The following is a 17,521-nucleotide window of genomic DNA, read 5'->3' as shown; positions in this document are numbered from 1 at the left end:
TTTCCTTTATTATTATTGTTGAGAAGAAATGAAGTCAGCCAGCGTTTTGACTGAATAGAAAATTTGTTTTGTTTCTTCATTTTCTGCCGATAAAACGATACCAAAATGATTTTTGATGGCAAGTCCAAGCTCTAATGCATCAATGGAATCTAATCCTAAACCATCACCAAATAATGGGGCGTCAGTTTCAATATCGTTCAGAGTCATTTCTTCTAAATTTAATACATCAATAATGAGTTGCTTTATTTCTTCATGTAGTTTATTCATCGATTTCCCTATTATAAAGATTATTGTTATTTGTATGATTAATTAATTTTAATGTTAAATATTGCGTCAATTTTCTTGCCGCAAGCGTGACATTATCGTCATTAAAATCACCTATTGCAATCTTATCGCCAATAGTGATAGTAAAAATTGGTTTTTGCTTTGGCACATCATACCATTTTTGCCCTTTTAGTAAGAAAAGAGGATGGCATTCAATATGAATAATTCTAATGTCTGCCTGACAGCGTAATGCAATGTTAGCTGCACCTCTTTGCAATTTGAGCGGTTTACTCGGTGTGCTGCGCGTCCCTTCTGGAAAAATTAAAATTCGCCCTTCATCTTTTAACGTTTCAGCACAATTAGGTAACATTTTACTTGCCTGTGTATTTGCAATATATCCTGCAGATTTGATAATTCCCCTAACAAAAATATTCTTAAAGAGGGACTCTTTAACCATACACTCACAACGAGGCATTACCGAGGCAAGTAAAACAAAATCTAATAAAGTAGGATGATTTGCAACAATCAAACAATGTTTATCTTGTTTTAATTTTTCAAGTCCATTGAATTGATAATCAAAAACTCTTAATAATTTCAAAATCCTCAAAAAAAATTTAAAACTTAAATTGATACTATGTTGAGCAATAATATTACGACAACTTTGATTCCAAATAAATAACCTTAATAAATTAAATAACAAAGTTGATAAAATAATTAACCCACCTAGCCCAAATAAAGCAAATGCCAATCCAGTGGCAAATATTCGCCATAATAGGTTTAACTTATTCAATAACGATTTCATTTTTACTCAATAGTCCATTGCCAATCTTGAAAATTACCCTGCAAAGTAAATTTTTTTTGCTGACTTAAATAACCATGTAAAAATGCCAGTGATTGTGGATAATGACATTGATAAGTACGTGAACTTTTTGGCACCGCCTCAACATTTATTGCATCACCGGAGGTAAGAATCAAACCTACTGCATAATTTTGTGCATTTGTTTGAATGTGTGTTTGATAAATATCAGGAATTGTCCCATCAAAATCAATCAATAACACACGCTCATGATTTTTACTAAGTAAAGCTTGAGCCTCGATTAATCCCTGATGAAATCCATCTTCAATGGCAGATATTGAGGTGATAGGAATAGCTTGTTTGGCAATAATAGATAATAATCCTGATGCCGTATTATGCACAGATAAGGCAAAATCTGTTGGCGAAATATCTTTATTTTGATTCAGCGTTGTAAGAATTTTATAAGTTCTTTCTAATTCGCCATGGCGACTAACAAATATAGCAAAATCCACTTTTTTTTCGTTAATTAAATTCAGTCCGACTTCAACTGCTAAACGAGAAGGTATGCTCATTCTTCGCGCTTGCATCATAGGTAACCTTGTTAGCGGCGGTAATGGTAACGTCCAATCGTGATTTATTTGACTTGACCATGCTTGCCAGTCAGCTTTAGTAGCTAAAGCTGATGATAATGCATACCAAGTTTCAATTGAAAAGGAAAATTTCATTTTTATTATTTATCATTATTACTGAGTATTTACTGGCTCGCCAGTATACAGTCAATTATTTGATTATCCAAAAACAAAAAAGTATTAGACTAATATGCCTAAAAAGGGTATGCTACGCAACCATTTATTGATATAAGATTATACAAAAAGGAAATAAATTGCAAAACAATAGTAAAGAATGGGTTAAATATGGTTATGATAAAGAGTCTTATACTGCATTAGAAGCGATAACCGAAGCCCAGAAAATCGCATTTTCACCGATTTTATTTCAAGCCGTAATATGTATGCGAGATAAAGGCATTTTTGCCTATTTAGATCAATTTGCTGATAAAGGCGCTCAATTTGAGCAAATTTGCAATAATGTGGTTTTACCTCCTTATGCTATTCAACTATTACTAGATGTTGCTTTAAGTATGCATATTATTTATTTAAAAGATGAATACTATATTTTGGGCAAAGTCGGTCACTTTTTATTACACGATAAAATGACTCGCGTTAATATGGATTTTACGCAAAACGTCTGTTATCAAGCGATGTTCCATCTTGAAGAATCTTTAGAAAAAGGAAAACCTGCTGGGTTATCTGTTTTTGGTGATTGGTCAACCATTTACCCCGCATTAAGCAAGCTACCTAAAAAGGCTCAAGAGAGCTGGTTTGCATTTGATCATTTTTATTCAGACAGGTCTTTCCCTGCCGCATTCAAATATATACATCAGCTTAATCCTTCACATATTTATGATGTCGGCGGCAATACCGGTAAATGGGCTCTTTATTGTGCTAATCATCATCCTGACGTCAAAGTGACAATATTAGATCTGCCAGAACAAATTGAACTGGCAAAGAAAAATATCCAATATCAAGGACTTGAATCACGTATTTTTGGGCATGCCGTTAATTTACTATCAACGGAATCATTGCCTAATGAAGCCGATATTTGGTGGATGAGTCAATTTTTAGATTGTTTTAGTGAAACAGAAATAGTGAATATTCTTTCTCTCATTCATCGCAATATGAAGGATGATGCAGCAGTATGTATAATGGAAACATTTTGGGACAGACAAGATTTTGCAGCAGGAGCACTTAGCTTAAATGCTTCATCATTATATTTTAGCTGCTTAGCAAATGGGAATAGTCGTTTTTATCATTCAAAAGTTTTTTATCAATGTTTAAATAAAGCTGGTTTCCATGTTGAGCAAGATATTGACGGCTTAGGGTTAGGTCATAGCTTGCTCATATGTAAAAAACGTTAAAAAACAACATTCAGTAAATATTACTTTAAGGAGTAAGCAATGAAATTTTGGAAAATATTAGTATCAGCAACATTAGCTCTAGCACTATTTGGTTGTGCGAGTAAATATCAAGCACCAAAAGAGTTTAATACCCCTGTAACAGGCTTAACTAAAGCGCAAGTGAAAAGCGCAATCCTTGAAACAGGAACAGAAGATGAAGCAGCATTAGGTGCTTGGAAAATGAAAGAAGTTAATGATAGTACCATCGAAGGAAGTCTCTTTAATCGTGGTTATAAAGTTGAAGTCACTATTCCCTATTCTGCAACAAATTATACCATCAAATATCTATCTGCTAGCGATAACTTAAAAGATAAAGATGGAAATATTCATCGTAACTATAACCGTTGGGTTAATAACTTAGATGCTAAAATTAAACAAAATATTTTTAAGAAACAATAATCGTTATTAAAATATAATTTTGTTCTGCCAAATTAAACTCTCGATAATAGGGGTTTAATTTGGCTGGCTTTACGACTTATTCAAACAACCCTAAATAATCTCCATAACCTTCTTCAACAAGTTTATCTTTAGGGATAAAACGTAATGAAGCCGAATTAATACAATAACGTAATCCGCCTAAGTCTTTTGGACCATCATTAAAAACATGACCTAAATGAGAATCCGCATCAGTTGAACGTATCTCGATACGTTTCATACCATGACTATTATCTTCTTTCGCTGTGATTTTTTGCGTATCGACAGGTTTGGTAAAACTCGGCCAGCCACAGCCAGAATCAAATTTATCTTTAGAACTAAAAAGCGGCACGCCCGATACCACATCGACATAAATACCTTCTTTTTTATTGTCATAAAACTCATTTTTAAACGGTGGCTCAGTACCATTTTCTTGCGTGACGTGATATTGCATTGGTGTCAATGAATCGATTGCTTGTCGTTTTGCCTCATTTTTCATACAGACCTCTTTAACAATAATAATTTTTTAGAAGATGATTAATAAATAATAAACACAAAATACACAGATTTGCCATGATGACTTTTAGCATAAACGCTTTTTAAAAGCGTTGAACATATATTTACTATCATACTGCATTTTAATACTTAAGTAATTGTTTTACTTGTATAAATAATTATTAATGCTTATTTTGAGAATAAAATATATCGTGTGAATTTTATTATATAGAAATTCAAATCGTACTAGAATAATATTCATTTATACGTTGTTTGATTGATTTTTTAATGACTCATCAATTCCACAAAATCCCCTTGAGGAAAAGGGATACCTCGTTATAATAATAAATTCATTAACAAGGATAAGGTGATGATATGCAAAATATTTTAGTAACGGGTGGCTTAGGGTATATAGGTAGCCATACTTGTGTTAAATTAATCGAAGCTAATTATAATCCAATTATTATTGATAATCTCTACAATAGTAAAAAAACTGTTCTTGATCGTATTCTTGCCATTACCGGAAAAAAACCGACTTTTTATCAAGGTGATATTCGTGATAAAGATTTGCTAGCAACCATTTTTAAATCACACAAAATTGATGCCGTTATTCATTTTGCTGCCTTAAAAGCGGTAGGTGAATCAGTCAAAATTCCACTGAGTTATTATGATAATAATGTTTATGGTGCAATTTGTTTAGCTGAAGTTATGCAACAATTTGAGATCACTAATTTAATATTTAGTTCATCTGCAACGGTTTATGGTGAGCAAAACCCTATTCCTTATCTCGAATCTTATCCAACCGGGCAAATCACGAGCCCTTATGGTTGGAGTAAATTTATGGTAGAAAGATGTTATGAAGATTTACAAAAATCGGCACCTTCATGGAGTATGACATTTTTACGCTATTTTAATCCTATCGGCGCTCATCCTTCTGGATTAATGGGGGAAGATCCGCAAGGTATTCCAAATAATCTTATGCCTTATATTTCACAAGTCGCTATTGGTAAAAGACCATTTTTATCTATTTATGGTGATAATTATCCAACGCCAGATGGGACTTGTTTACGTGATTATATTCATATTGAAGATTTAGCAAAAGGACATGTTGCCGCGTTAAAAAATATCAACCACTCAGGTATTCATGTTTATAATTTAGGCTCTGGACAAGCAAATAGTGTACTAGATGTTGTCAGCGCCTTTGAAAAAGCTTGCCAAAAAAATATTTCCTATCAAATCGTACAACGGCGCGAAGGCGATCTTGCCGCTTTTTGGGCGGATGCTACTAAAGCAAAACAAGAGCTCAATTGGCAAACGGAATTAACGTTAGATGAAATGGCACAAGATACTTGGCGCTGGCAAACACTAAATCCAAATGGTTATCCTGAAGATTAATAACTTGTATTTATTTCGCTTATTTAGACAAGACCAAATTATTGGTCTTGTAAATTACCCTTTATTTTTTAGCTAGTTAACTATTTATTTGCTTACTAAATGTATACCATTAAAAGCTATCATACAGTGAATTATTATGAACATCATTCTTGCCTCAACCTCAATCTCACGTAAAAAAGTATTACAGAAATTAGCCATCCCATTTCAATGTATCCCTCCTATATGTGATGAAACACCTTTACCCAATGAAAATGCAACTGAGCTTGTAACACGGCTTTCTCTTACTAAAGCACACTCTTTGTTAAAAAATCATCCTAATAGTTTAATTATTGGCTCTGATCAAGTGGGCGTTTTAGAGGGCAAAATTATAGGTAAACCTTTAACGTTTGAAAATGCATTTAAACAATTGCAACAAAGTCGGGGTAAAACCGTGCATTTTTATACAGGTCTCACTGTCATTAATAGCCGAACAGGAGAAATAAAAACCTTGTGTGAGCCATTCTCTGTAACATTTAGGCAACTTACGGATGAAGAAATTATGGCTTATATCGAAAAAGAGCAACCATTACATTGCGCTGGCAGCTTTAAATGCGATGAGCTTGGTATTACCCTATTCCAAAAATTAGAAGGCGACGATATTAATAGTTTAGTCGGTTTGCCATTAATCAAACTTAATCAAATAATGATAGCAATGGGCTATAATCCTTTGTTGCAAAAATAGTTATCTTTAGATATTAAAAATAAGTTATCGCTTTAGATAAAAATAAACAACATAAAATTAGTTATTTGATAACGTAATTTGTTAATTATTAATTACTTGTGCAATTTTACCGTGTTCAAGCACAACCGTTTGATCGGCATGTTTAGAGACTTTCGGTGAATGAGTAACAACAATAATCGTACTGCCTTCAGCATGTAATTCATGTAATAATTTCATGACTAATGCTTCATTTGCCTCATCTAAATTACCGGTTGGTTCATCGGCTAAAATTAATTTAGGATAATTAATTAATGCCCTTGCGATACATACGCGCTGCTGTTCACCACCGGATAATTGCCTTGGCAAATGCTTCGCTCTATTTGCTAATCCTACACGCGCTAAGGCTTGCATGGCTTCTTTTTCGTCAACCATACTGTGATAATATTGCGCAATCATTACATTTTCTAATGCCGTTAAATAAGGGATCAAATGAAATTGTTGGAAGATAAGCCCAATTTTGTCACGACGAATTTCAGTTAATTGTGCCGAGGATAAATGCGTTATATCTTGATTATCTAATATCACGCTGCCGGAAGTGGGTTTATCCATACATCCTATAATGTTCATTAATGTACTTTTACCACTTCCCGAAGGTCCCATGATAGATAGCCATTTACCTTCTGGTACGGTTAGATTAATATCTGATAAAGCTGCTAATGAGCCATAAATTTTAGAAACATTTTTAACTTCAAGCATATTCATAAATAAAATCCTATTCACCGCGTAAAATTCGTGCCGGTTCAATTTCAATCGCTCGTTTAACGGGAATTAAACAAGATATAACAGTGATAAGCACCGATAAAATAATCGTTAAAGGAATTAAATTCCATTGCATATGAATGTTACGACCAAAAACATCCGTGCTAATTAGCTCTGCAAAGATAAGTCCACATATTGCCCCAATCACACCGCCAACAAGACCTATAATTGAACCTTCAATCAAAAATTCACTGGCAATATTATGATTTTCGGCACCTAATGCTTTTTTGAGACCAATTTCGTTTCGACGTTCCATAACAACAGCCATCATGGTGGTTGCAACACAAATCATCGTTAAAATAAGCACAATAAATGTCACTAAATACAATAAAGAAGATAATTTTCCTAATACAGAACTTTCAGAATGAATCAGCCATTTAATCGGCTCAGGACTAACACTCGTCGATTGTTCGTTAATTTTTGTTATATAATTTTGTAATTGTGCTTCGTTAGCATTAACGCTAACTTCGACAACATCTATTTGTACTGGCTCATCGGCTAATTGGGCATATTCATCGAGATCGATAAACATAAAACCATCTTCAGCTCGTCCTGTTTTCACGATTCCTGCAATTATCCCCTCATCTTCAAAATGCGAACCATTAAGATTTGTGCCTGAAATAGGGATCTTGTCGCCAACTGATAATTTAGCAAAACTGGCAATATCTGTCCCAATCATAATTTCATGCGCTTTAGTTGGGTAATTCCCCTCAATATGCCAATAAGGACTGGTTTTAATGATTTGCTTAAAATTTGTGGCAACTAGTGTATAAGGTTGTAAACCACTGCGCACCGTATCATAACGAAGAGGTGTCACACCTAATAACTGATCTTTTGGAATTAATGAAATAGCTTCGTCAACATCCGTTAAATTAAGAGTAGATTGATTGCTTTTTGGCATTAATAATAAATTTGCTCCATAGGATCTAAATTCCTGACCTAGTTGCCGAGGTATATCATAACAAAGGGTAACCATACCTAATAATACCGTTGCGCCAATAATCACACCTAATAATGCAACCGCAATCCTTGAGCGACGCCTGATTAAAGAGCTAAAAATGATGTTAAGCAAAAAAAGAAAATTTTTATTTAAACTCATAACTTATCCAGATAAATGTCATAGAAAGTATAAACTTAACTACCATGTAAAACATCTTTAGGCCGTAAAAAAATCATTAATCTAAGGGCCGATAAACTACCAACTAACGTGATTGCAAGTACCATCATAAAAATCAGCGGAATAATTAATAATTCTGGTTCAACAAAAGATCCAAAAACACTTCGACCAATAATTTGTGCAAAGCCAAGACCTAAAAAATAACCTACAAATCCACCCAATAAAGCAACAACAAAAATCTCGGTAAAAAGTAATAACGATACACTAAAACTTGTCGCACCCAACGCTTTTAATAAACCAATTTCTTTGCTGCGTTCAATGACATTCGCCGTCACTAAATTAGAAATCGCAAGTGCTGAACAAACCAACGACAAAATAGTTAACAGTAACATTAATAATTGCGTTTTATCTAAAATCGATCCTTCAGAATCAGCTACTTGCAAGATCGCTTTTACTTTAACGTCAGGCATTAATTCCTCTAATTGATAGGCAATTGAACTAATATATGCTGTGCAATACCATGTATCCCATTCTTTTCGCGTTAAACTGTTGGGATCTTGTGCCGCTTTGCGGGCTAGTGCATTCTCAGGCGTTGTTAGTGCACTAACTTCAACGCGTTCAACTAGCCCAGCTTTATTAGCCAAACTTTGTGCGATAGGTAAAGTAACGAATATTTTCGAATCATCAGCGTCGCCAGAATGAAAAATATTATGTACTCGCAATGTTATTTTTTCGGGGTGCTGATTTGAAGATAATGCTATTTCATCACCTATTTTAAGCCCTAATTGCTCTGCTATATTTGCGCCAATCATTGCCTCTTGCGGATTATCATCATGTATTTTATCGCCATCAATAGTCCACCATGATTTCATTGCAAGCATTCCAGTATCGACATTATCGCCAGTAGGAATAACAAGATGTTTATTAAACCAAGTACCTACAACACTAATTGGCTTATCTTGATAATTCGCGTGAACCGTTAAATATGGCGTAAAATCAACAATATTATAAGCCCAAAAAATCATTTTAATTTTTACTAAATCAGCTTCTTTAATTAGTGGGGACGATAACGCCTGTTCACTATTATTCAGTTGATACATATCATTCAATAATGCGGCGCTACGTGGCACAATATTTAGATTTGCTCCATAAGCTTTTAACTCTTGATTGACTTTATCACCAATAGCAAACATTACATTTAACATAGCTGCTGCCAGCGAAACACCTAAAGCAACAGTTAATGCGATTAAAAATAATTTATTTTTTTGGCGGATGATGCCGTTAAATACCATTTTAAAAAACATATCAAATACCTTCAGATTGTTTTTTGTGGAGCTTGTTTTTAGGCATATTTTCATTTAACAATAAAATAACATTTACCCTATCGTTATTGCCAACCTCATTATTTAAAACGATTTTTTTCTGCTTCAAGATTTGAAGAATTGACAATTAATTTACCTTCTCTAATTTCATGCTTTAATGGTACTGGATTGCAACCGCCTGCAAAGCCAATAGTTGCAATATTCATTACCACATCACACATTATACAAACGACCTGTTTACCACGCTGATAATAACCCGCAGCACCACAAATATCACAAGCATCTAATCCAACTCCATAAGCATTATCACTTTTTTTAATGACAATAAAGCGAACCACCGTACCATCAGAGGCCGTATAGCCATAACGGTGTAAATTGCCATCATTAACATCATCTAAAGCAATAATCACTTGCCCATTTTCATTAACGGTTACAGGGACAGCGGGGGTAAGTGTAACACCTTTCTCTAAGATATAACGCGCACGTGTTATCGTGTATAACGTAATCGCACTACCTGCAATAAGAAGTAACGAATTGCGTTTATCTTTACGAATTTGGGCGGTCAATAAACGAGTTTGCGCAGGATTAGTACCCGTTAATGGCGTTAACTGTGTCTTAATCAATAACAAAACAGCCAATATGACGATGATCACTAAAAAGATAAAATGAAATAAATTAACATGATCTAATATATAAATAACCCCATCGATCATCCATTTTTGTGGTTTGATAAAACGCCTAACAATCACTATTTGCAAAATATTAATCGCATTGGCTAAGGTATAAATTAGCAACGAAATATTTACTATGATAGAGATAAAATTTCGTGGCAATTTTATGCCTATTCGGTAAGTTAAATATCCCAAACCTAAAATAATAATTATCGCAAGCCAATAACCTAACCATTTATTAAGATAGTCATTATTAAAAATCGAATCCATACCAACATTAAATTCAAAAGGATAAAGTAATAAATTCGGTAAAAATTGAGCGCTGATAAGAGCAAAAATGAAAAACGATAAAATGATAATAAATCGGTGATTTAAACGAATTGAGATTAATTTTTGTAGGCTATAACTTAAGATGAATAATAAACTAATAGCAACAAGAGGAATTAATATAAGAAGATCATAAAATTCTCTAACTGCGTAGCCGGTATTTAATTTTAAAAAACTATAAATCGCAGCCACAAGTAAGCCGATTAAACAACCAAGACGACTTACTTTCTTAACTTGAAATCCCTGAAAATGAGATAACAATGCGCAAATCATTGCCAATATGATAATAGGGACAAAGGTATTATCGATAACTTTAATAAGATATTGCAGCATAACAAACACCTAGCTGATATTGACTCAATTTATTGACGAGAAAAACTCGTCAATAAATATAACACGTTGATTATTAATCAAATTTACCATGATCGTGGAATGTAGTCAAAATCCCATGAAACTTCTATCGGTTTAGTCCAATAACGACCATCAACACCGGTTTCTTTATCAACATGTAATAAATAACCTTGTTTTTCAGGATTATCAATGATAAAGGTCACTTTATAATTTCCGGCACCATCTAACTTAACGTTATTACCATAATGAGGACCATCTGATGCACTCATTGGCATAAAATTCCCTTCGATGACTTTATTGCTACCTTGTTTTTGGATTTTATATTTAATGGTTAAATAGGGGACAAAACTCCCTACGCCATAACCTAAATCATTATTTTGCGCTGCAGAAATATCGGCTTCAATATGAATATCTGACTGTGCTGCACTTAAGCCACCCATACCCGCTGGCTCCATATCAACAGGTTGAAAATAGACTGCGGAAATATTTAAAGGGCCTTTAGTCACTTCATCGCCTAAGGGATATTCTTCAAATCCTTTTTGTATACCCGGTGCAGGCGCTGGTGCGGCGAACGCAATGGATGAGGCAAACAAAAGTGATGTTATGGCAACGGTTAATACCTGTTTTTTCATAATAACTTCCTCTATTTTAGATTAGTGATGTTCGGTTTTACTTTAAAAAAATATTTATAATAGATGACGGCAACAATTCCCATTAAAAGTAAAACTATTTGGGGAATCAATGTCTCAATGGTTGGATAGACACCTAAAATATCTATTGAATGAACATATCCAATCGGAGTAACGGGAATAATATCGGCTTCTTGCAGTTCTTTTACACCACCCCCAGCAAAAGAAATAGCCATGATATACATCAAAAAACTTGTGCCAATAAAAAAAGGTTTTAATGGTAATTTTAAGCTACCAAAGCGAATAATAAGGAATATAATCGATAAGGCTATAATCCCAATTGCCAAACCGTACCATATCATGTCGATATGATCTCTCGCTTCGCCTAGCATGGCTTGATAAAAAAGAATGGTTTCAGCACCTTCACGAAATACTGCTAAAAAAGCAGCAAATCCTAGTGTGAATCCACTGCCCTTTTTAATAGCGACTTGTACTTTATCTTCAACATAATGCTTCCAGGCTTGCGCTTCTGCTTTCGAAAACATCCAATTGCTAATTAAAAATAAGACCACTGTGGCAAGGAGCATTGCAAATCCTTCGATCAATTCTTGATTTGCACCGCTTAAATTAACGACTGTATTAAGTAAAATGGCTAAAATTATACTCGCAAATATAGCTAATACGGCGCTTAAATATACAGTTCGTAAAAGAGTGTGATTACCCAAGCGAAATAGATAAGCTGAAATCGCAGCAATCACTAAAATGGCTTCTAATCCTTCGCGGAAAATAATAATAAATGAGGCTAATAAAACGCTCCAGCCATTCTCTTTTTTACCGTCTAATTCATTAGCATCTTCATGTAACATTTTTAAAATAACATCAATTTCTGCGCGTACGATTTTATTCGGTTTACCTTCGCTCATATATCGTTTAATTTTAGCAAATTGATATTCGGTATCTGTGCCTCTTTTTCCTGAAATATAAGACATTACCGCCCGTTCAACACCGTGTTTTTCATAAAAGCCAAAATAAGCATCATTAACGCGTGCTTTAGCAGCGTCACTATCTTTCATAAAATAAAGATCATAAGCATTATTTAAAATGCCATCCATCTCATCAACAATCGCATTCCAACTAGCATATGTTTTATCGACAGCATGCGCCGAAGGCATAAAAAGAAAAAAACTTGTCGTAATAATTAAGAAAAGTGATAGGAAATACCTAATAAGTCGATGTCTTAAAAAACAAAACCGAAAAGAACCCATTGCAAAGCAGGGCTTTGCAAAACCAGGTTTTGAAAAAATAAGTTTCAAATAACAAAGTTTAGAACGACAAAGATTAGAAAAAAAGTGATCATCTAAAAAATGCTTCACGATATCCCCTTATTTTGTTTATTTAGCCAATAACATTACGCCAAGCGGTTCGTTTTCATCCGTTAACTCTAAATTTTGCTTAATCGCATCAGAGTTAATAGAATGGATATAACGTACACTTAATTTCAAAGCGGCAGCGGCTAAATAAATATTTTGGCTCATTGCGCCAACAGCAATAAAGCTAAAATTATCAGCTTCTTGAGCAGTAAACTTATTAAGTTCGTGAACATCTTTGACAAAAATTAAGATATTGCTAGCACGGCTAACAAAACTTTGCTTACCAATAAGAGCGCGAATATCATGAGATGAAATTTCTTGCAAATTATTATCTTGCCAATCATATAAATAAACTCCTTTTTCATTGGCAACATAAATTTTAATGTAAGGTGCTTTACCTTGCACCATAGGGACAGTCCAGCCTAATTTACCCCGATTTAAGCCCGTTGCTGACCAAAGCACGGTAGATAATTCTTGAGAGGAAATGTTACCCACGGGGAAACCGCCGCCAGGCGTTGAAGCACGTTTTTTTAGCGCTGAAAAAAGTCCCATACCATCATTGGTTTGAGGCTCTGGTAATTGAATATCTGCAAAACAGGAAGAAATTGAAATACTTGAAAAAATAAAAAACATGATAGAAATGATGATTTTGCGCGCACCATTTAACATGATCACCTCGACATTGTATTTAAATTATCCAATTAGACCATCATAGGAGGATTAAACTTAATCTACAATAGTAAATAATAATTATTATCATTTATTTATACGATCATAATAATTTTTACATAAAAATAACGCGAAAATCCACCCTTGTAAAATGGGTGGATTCGAGGTTTATAAACGTTCGAGAATGGCTTGCGTAAATTGACTTGTTGTTAAAGCTACGCCATGTGCCATAAATCGACTTAAATCGATGGTTGCTTTCCCTTCTTGAAATAATAATTGCATAGCATTTATGATTAATTGGCTAACTTCGTGCCAGCCTAAATAATCAAACATCATCGCACCAGATAAAATTAAAGAAGAAGGATTTGCCATATTAGTGCCTGCAATATCAGGCGCAGTGCCATGTGTTGCTTCAAAAATCGCATGCCCACTTTGATAATTGATATTTGCACCAGGTGCAATACCAATGCCACCAACCATAGCAGCTAATTGATCCGAAATATAATCACCATTAAGATTTAACGTTGCAACAACCGAATAATCTTGGGGTTTTAATAAGGTATTTTGTAAAAAAGCATCACAAATCACATCATTAATGATAAGTTTGCCCGCTTCTTTAGCTTGATTAAGTGCATTTTTAGCTACGTTTTCATCGTGTTGCTGTTTTATCTGCTCATATTGATGCATGGTAAAAACGTTATTCGTAAACTCGCGTTCAGCTAATTCATATCCCCACTTTTTAAATCCCCCTTCCGTGAATTTCATAATATTACCTTTATGGACTAAAGTGACTGTCGGTAATTTATTTTCAAGTGCGTAAATAATCGCAGCACGAACCAAGCGCTCAGTTCCTTCAATTGATACAGGTTTAACACCAAATGCCGATGTCATCGGAAATCTGATTTTTTTAACATCCATATCATCAACTAAAAATTGGTAGAATTTTTTAGCCTCTGCCGAGCCAGCTTGCCATTCAATACCGGCATAAATATCTTCGGTATTTTCTCGAAATATCGTCATATTTACTTTATCTGGCGCTTTAATTGGCGATTCTACGCCTTTGAACCATCTTACAGGGCGCAAGCAAACATATAAATCAAGTGCTTGGCGTAACGCAACATTTAAAGATCGGATCCCGCCACCAACTGGTGTTGTTAGTGGACCTTTAATTCCGACTAAATATTCTTTAAAGGCAGACATTGTGTCGTCGGGCAACCACGAACCGGTTTTCTCATAAGCTTTTTCGCCAGCAAGGACTTCACGAAAATCGATTTTTCGTTCACCTTGATAAGCCTTAGCAACAGCTTTATCAAATATTGCTCGTGCCGACTGCCAAATTTCTTTACCCACACCATCACCTTCAACAAAAGGAATAATTGGATAATTAGGTACCCTTAATTGACCGTTTTCGATGGTTAATTTCTGACTCTTTTTTTCATTGATCATCTTTCATCCCTTCTTTTAATTTATTTAATGCACTACCCGCTTTAAACCATTCAATCTGCGCTTCATTATAAGTATGTGCTACGGCAAAACTTTCTTCACTACCATCACTGTGATGCAAGGTTAATGTAAGATTATGTTTAGGTGCAAAATGATTTAATCCCGTGATACTAATATGATCATCTTCTCGAATTTTATCGTAATCATTTTTATCGACAAACGTTAAAGCAAGCATGCCTTGCTTTTTGAGATTGGTTTCATGAATACGTGCAAATGATTTAACAATAATGGCTTTTACATTTAAAAAACGAGGCTCCATTGCAGCATGTTCGCGCGAGGATCCTTCACCATAATTTTCTTCGGCGATAACAATTGATCCTACCCCTAACGCTTTTAATTTTCGTGCTAATGATGGCACTTCAATATATTCACCCGTTTTTGCATCTAAAACACAATTTGTTTTATGATTAAACGCATTAACTGCACCGATTAACATATTGTTAGAAATATTATCCAAATGCCCCCGATAAGTTAGCCATTTACCCGCCATTGAAATATGATCGGTCGTACATTTACCTGCCGCTTTAATTAATAATGGTTCAGCAATGATATCTTGCCCATTCCATGATTCAAAAGGTAACAATCTTTGTAGGCGATTAGATTCAGGATTAATATAAATAGTCTCGTTTTGACCATTTATAGCAGGTTCGATATAACCAATATCTTCAACAGTAAATTGTTCTTTCGGTAATTCATCCCCTTTTGGCTCAGCAAGTTTTACTTTTTCGCCACGCGCATTAATCAAATAATCCGTTAATGGGTTAAAACTTAAGTGTCCAGCTACCGACAAAGCGGCAACAATTTCGGGTGAACTAATAAAAGCATAAGTATTTGGGCTGCCATCATTACGTTTGGCAAAATTGCGATTAAAAGAGGTGACAATCGAATTTTTATGTTCGTCTTGGACATCATCTCGCCGCCATTGACCAATACAAGGTCCGCAAGCATTAGCCATAATTGTTGCTCCTGCTTTTTCAAAAATAGCTAAAATACCATCCCGACTTGCCGTTTCTTTAACTTGTAAGGAACCAGGATTAACTAATAATTTCGACTGCAGTGATAAACCTTGTTTATCCGCATTGTCAATAATTGACGCTGCTCGCATCATGTCTTCGTATGAGGAATTGGTACATGAACCAATTAATCCAACTTCCATATTGTCGGGATAATTGTGCTCTTTAATGGCTTTAGCAAATTGCGAAATAGGATAGGCTAAATCAGGAGTAAATGGACCATTAATATAAGGCTCTAATTCACTTAAATTAATTTCAATAAATTGATCATAATAATCTTGTGGGGTTTGCATAACTTTTGCATCAGCCACAAAAATATCCGTCAATTTATCGGCTATCTCTTTAATCGCCTGTCTGCCCGTCATTGCTAAATAATCGCCACTTTTCGCACTATAAGGAAAAATTGACGTGGTAGCGCCAACCTCCGCGCCCATATTACAAATGGTTGCTTTGCCGGTTGCAGATAAACTATCTGCGCCTTCACCAAAATATTCAATGATGGAATTAGTACCGCCTTTAACAGTCAATATTCCTGCTAATTTTAAAATAACATCTTTAGCTGAGACCCAACCCGATAATTGTCCGGTTAGTTTTACACCAATAATTTTTGGCATTTTTAGCTCTAAAGGCATACCGGACATAACATCAACGGCATCAGCCCCCCCTACACCGATGGCTATCATTGATAAACCACCTGCATTTGGCGTATGTGAATCTGTTCCTATCATCATACCACCAGGAAAAGCATAATTTTCAAGTAATACTTGATGAATAATACCTGCATCAGGTTTCCAAAAACCAATTCCGTATTTATTACTCACATCACGCAAAAATTGGTAAACTTCTTGGTTATTTTTTTCAGCCATAATAACGTCATCATAGCCATTTTTGTATGCTTGAATAAGGTGATCACAGTGTACAGTTGATGGTACAGCAACGCGATCTCGCCCTGAATTCATTAATTGTAGTAAAGCCATTTGCGCAGTTGCATCTTGCATGGCAACCCTATCCGGCATGAAATTTACATAATCTTCACCACGTTTGTAATGGCGAATTTCTTCACCATCAGCAAGATGGCTGTATAAGATTTTTTCAGTTAACGTTAGCGGGGAAGTTATTTTTAGGCGGATAGCCGCAAGCTTTTCAGGATAAGTTTTATAAATTTGTTGAATTAATGTTAAGTCGAAAATCATGCTGACCTCACTTTTATCATTTATTGTTAGTTAGTATGAATAAAACTACTTAACTTAAATCACATTAAAATACATTTTCTATTACCTTCAATTAAGTCGGTTAATTCATCATGTTTTTTAACTCCGTGATATTGCAAATTAAAGTAATTTTATTTTACGAGTTTGGGGTTAATGATTTCTTCAAATTAATTAATTACCTTTGAAAGCATTTAGTAAAGGACTTTTATCAATGATTAAATTATTTAAGCAATTGATATAAATAATATAATATTAACAAGAACGCAAGAACCGTAATTTTTATCGTTACTAGTATATTATTATTAATTTAACAAATTGGAATCCTTATTAAAAAAATTAATAAATGATAGGGCAATGTATAAGAGCAAGTTATTAGATATCAATAATGAGGACTAAATAATAGGAAATAAAAGTGGACAATTGGCTTTAGAAAATATCCTA

At 34.4% G+C, this 17,521-nt stretch carries 17 protein-coding genes; 4 read left to right on the top strand and 13 right to left on the bottom strand.

Going from position 1 to position 17,521, the window contains the following annotated elements:
* Positions 1 to 12: 12 nt before the first annotated feature.
* The 3 genes from ACSYSW_RS03820 to ACSYSW_RS03810 are packed head-to-tail and all read right to left on the bottom strand — an operon-like array spanning position 13 to position 1,785.
* Entirely contained in the window at positions 13 to 267 is a 255-nt protein-coding gene (locus ACSYSW_RS03820; protein WP_491706306.1) for a phosphopantetheine-binding protein, read from the bottom strand.
* Entirely contained in the window at positions 260 to 1,066 is an 807-nt protein-coding gene (locus ACSYSW_RS03815) for a lysophospholipid acyltransferase family protein (protein WP_491704618.1), read from the bottom strand. Before ACSYSW_RS03815 ends, ACSYSW_RS03820 begins: the two co-directional genes overlap by 8 nt.
* A 2-nt stretch (positions 1,067 to 1,068) precedes the next feature.
* On the bottom strand, positions 1,069 to 1,785 hold the full coding sequence (locus ACSYSW_RS03810; protein ID WP_491704619.1) for a beta-ketoacyl synthase chain length factor: 717 nt from the start codon (positions 1,783 to 1,785) through the stop codon (positions 1,069 to 1,071).
* A gap of 158 nt (positions 1,786 to 1,943) precedes the next feature.
* Between ACSYSW_RS03810 and ACSYSW_RS03805 the strand changes: the two genes are divergently transcribed.
* Together ACSYSW_RS03805 and ACSYSW_RS03800 are read left to right on the top strand one after the other, a co-directional pair.
* Positions 1,944 to 3,035 (top strand): methyltransferase, encoded by a 1,092-nt coding sequence (locus tag ACSYSW_RS03805; RefSeq protein ID WP_491706305.1) that lies wholly within the window; start codon positions 1,944 to 1,946, stop codon positions 3,033 to 3,035.
* 39 nt (positions 3,036 to 3,074) lie between these two features.
* Positions 3,075 to 3,473 (top strand): hypothetical protein, encoded by a 399-nt coding sequence (locus tag ACSYSW_RS03800; RefSeq protein WP_491706304.1) that lies wholly within the window; start codon positions 3,075 to 3,077, stop codon positions 3,471 to 3,473.
* 76 nt (positions 3,474 to 3,549) lie between these two features.
* Here ACSYSW_RS03800 and msrB read toward each other — a convergent pair whose 3' ends face one another.
* Positions 3,550 to 3,987, bottom strand: coding sequence for a peptide-methionine (R)-S-oxide reductase MsrB (gene msrB, locus ACSYSW_RS03795; protein WP_491704622.1), 438 nt, complete (start codon positions 3,985 to 3,987; stop codon positions 3,550 to 3,552).
* A gap of 371 nt (positions 3,988 to 4,358) precedes the next feature.
* Between msrB and galE the strand changes: the two genes are divergently transcribed.
* Both galE and ACSYSW_RS03785 read left to right on the top strand, forming a co-directional pair.
* Positions 4,359 to 5,378, top strand: coding sequence for a UDP-glucose 4-epimerase GalE (galE, locus tag ACSYSW_RS03790; protein WP_491706303.1), 1,020 nt, complete (start codon positions 4,359 to 4,361; stop codon positions 5,376 to 5,378).
* A gap of 133 nt (positions 5,379 to 5,511) precedes the next feature.
* Positions 5,512 to 6,099, top strand: a complete 588-nt coding sequence (locus tag ACSYSW_RS03785) for a Maf family protein (RefSeq protein WP_491706323.1) — start codon at positions 5,512 to 5,514, stop codon at positions 6,097 to 6,099.
* 81 nt (positions 6,100 to 6,180) lie between these two features.
* On the opposite strand, the gene ACSYSW_RS03780 is transcribed toward ACSYSW_RS03785, so the two are convergent.
* The 9 genes from ACSYSW_RS03780 to ACSYSW_RS03740 all read right to left on the bottom strand — a co-directional run bounded on the left by ACSYSW_RS03780 (position 6,181) and on the right by ACSYSW_RS03740 (position 17,062).
* Complete coding sequence (locus tag ACSYSW_RS03780; RefSeq protein WP_491706302.1) at positions 6,181 to 6,840, bottom strand: ABC transporter ATP-binding protein; 660 nt, start codon at positions 6,838 to 6,840, stop codon at positions 6,181 to 6,183.
* Positions 6,841 to 6,850: 10 nt separating this feature from the next.
* Positions 6,851 to 7,996 carry an ABC transporter permease gene (locus ACSYSW_RS03775; RefSeq protein WP_491704625.1) on the bottom strand — a complete coding sequence of 382 codons (1,146 nt, stop codon included), beginning with the start codon at positions 7,994 to 7,996 and terminating at the stop codon, positions 6,851 to 6,853.
* Positions 7,997 to 8,031: 35 nt separating this feature from the next.
* Positions 8,032 to 9,318 (bottom strand): ABC transporter permease, encoded by a 1,287-nt coding sequence (locus ACSYSW_RS03770; protein ID WP_491704626.1) that lies wholly within the window; start codon positions 9,316 to 9,318, stop codon positions 8,032 to 8,034.
* Between the two features lie 98 nt (positions 9,319 to 9,416).
* Entirely contained in the window at positions 9,417 to 10,667 is a 1,251-nt protein-coding gene (locus tag ACSYSW_RS03765; RefSeq protein WP_491704627.1) for a Fe-S-containing protein, read from the bottom strand.
* An 83-nt stretch (positions 10,668 to 10,750) separates the two neighbouring features.
* Complete coding sequence (locus ACSYSW_RS03760; RefSeq protein ID WP_491704628.1) at positions 10,751 to 11,317, bottom strand: iron transporter; 567 nt, start codon at positions 11,315 to 11,317, stop codon at positions 10,751 to 10,753.
* Positions 11,318 to 11,328: 11 nt separating this feature from the next.
* Positions 11,329 to 12,486 (bottom strand): FTR1 family iron permease, encoded by a 1,158-nt coding sequence (locus ACSYSW_RS03755; protein WP_491706301.1) that lies wholly within the window; start codon positions 12,484 to 12,486, stop codon positions 11,329 to 11,331.
* Positions 12,487 to 12,705: 219 nt separating this feature from the next.
* A complete protein-coding gene (locus tag ACSYSW_RS03750; protein WP_491704630.1) occupies positions 12,706 to 13,353 on the bottom strand; it encodes a nitroreductase family protein in 648 nt (215 codons plus the stop codon).
* A gap of 168 nt (positions 13,354 to 13,521) precedes the next feature.
* Positions 13,522 to 14,799: an NADP-dependent isocitrate dehydrogenase gene (gene icd, locus ACSYSW_RS03745; protein WP_491704631.1), complete on the bottom strand. Its 1,278-nt coding sequence runs from the start codon at positions 14,797 to 14,799 to the stop codon at positions 13,522 to 13,524.
* Positions 14,789 to 17,062 (bottom strand): aconitate hydratase, encoded by a 2,274-nt coding sequence (locus ACSYSW_RS03740; protein WP_491706300.1) that lies wholly within the window; start codon positions 17,060 to 17,062, stop codon positions 14,789 to 14,791. The genes icd and ACSYSW_RS03740 overlap by 11 nt, the downstream gene beginning before the upstream one ends.
* Positions 17,063 to 17,521: the final 459 nt, after the last annotated feature.

The sequence above is a fragment of the Gilliamella sp. ESL1225 genome (assembly GCF_058502635.1).
Note: the sequence above shows the minus strand (reverse complement) of the source record. Positions and strands in the feature narration are given on the sequence as shown.

Excerpts from the sequence above, each read along its gene's own strand:
- ACSYSW_RS03740 (WP_491706300.1), bottom strand. The coding sequence starts at position 17,062 with ATGATTTTCGACTTAACATTAATTCAACAAATTTATAAAACTTATCCT.
- ACSYSW_RS03755 (WP_491706301.1), bottom strand. The coding sequence starts at position 12,486 with ATGCCTTCGGCGCATGCTGTCGATAAAACATATGCTAGTTGGAATGCG.
- ACSYSW_RS03765 (WP_491704627.1), bottom strand. The coding sequence starts at position 10,667 with ATGCTGCAATATCTTATTAAAGTTATCGATAATACCTTTGTCCCTATT.
- msrB (WP_491704622.1), bottom strand. The coding sequence starts at position 3,987 with ATGAAAAATGAGGCAAAACGACAAGCAATCGATTCATTGACACCAATG.
- ACSYSW_RS03760 (WP_491704628.1), bottom strand. The coding sequence starts at position 11,317 with ATGAAAAAACAGGTATTAACCGTTGCCATAACATCACTTTTGTTTGCC.
- ACSYSW_RS03775 (WP_491704625.1), bottom strand. The coding sequence starts at position 7,996 with ATGAGTTTAAATAAAAATTTTCTTTTTTTGCTTAACATCATTTTTAGC.
- ACSYSW_RS03810 (WP_491704619.1), bottom strand. The coding sequence starts at position 1,785 with ATGAAATTTTCCTTTTCAATTGAAACTTGGTATGCATTATCATCAGCT.
- ACSYSW_RS03780 (WP_491706302.1), bottom strand. The coding sequence starts at position 6,840 with ATGAATATGCTTGAAGTTAAAAATGTTTCTAAAATTTATGGCTCATTA.
- ACSYSW_RS03770 (WP_491704626.1), bottom strand. The coding sequence starts at position 9,318 with ATGTTTTTTAAAATGGTATTTAACGGCATCATCCGCCAAAAAAATAAA.
- ACSYSW_RS03815 (WP_491704618.1), bottom strand. The coding sequence starts at position 1,066 with ATGAAATCGTTATTGAATAAGTTAAACCTATTATGGCGAATATTTGCC.
- ACSYSW_RS03800 (WP_491706304.1), top strand. The coding sequence starts at position 3,075 with ATGAAATTTTGGAAAATATTAGTATCAGCAACATTAGCTCTAGCACTA.
- ACSYSW_RS03750 (WP_491704630.1), bottom strand. The coding sequence starts at position 13,353 with ATGTTAAATGGTGCGCGCAAAATCATCATTTCTATCATGTTTTTTATT.
- galE (WP_491706303.1), top strand. The coding sequence starts at position 4,359 with ATGCAAAATATTTTAGTAACGGGTGGCTTAGGGTATATAGGTAGCCAT.
- ACSYSW_RS03820 (WP_491706306.1), bottom strand. The coding sequence starts at position 267 with ATGAATAAACTACATGAAGAAATAAAGCAACTCATTATTGATGTATTA.
- icd (WP_491704631.1), bottom strand. The coding sequence starts at position 14,799 with ATGATCAATGAAAAAAAGAGTCAGAAATTAACCATCGAAAACGGTCAA.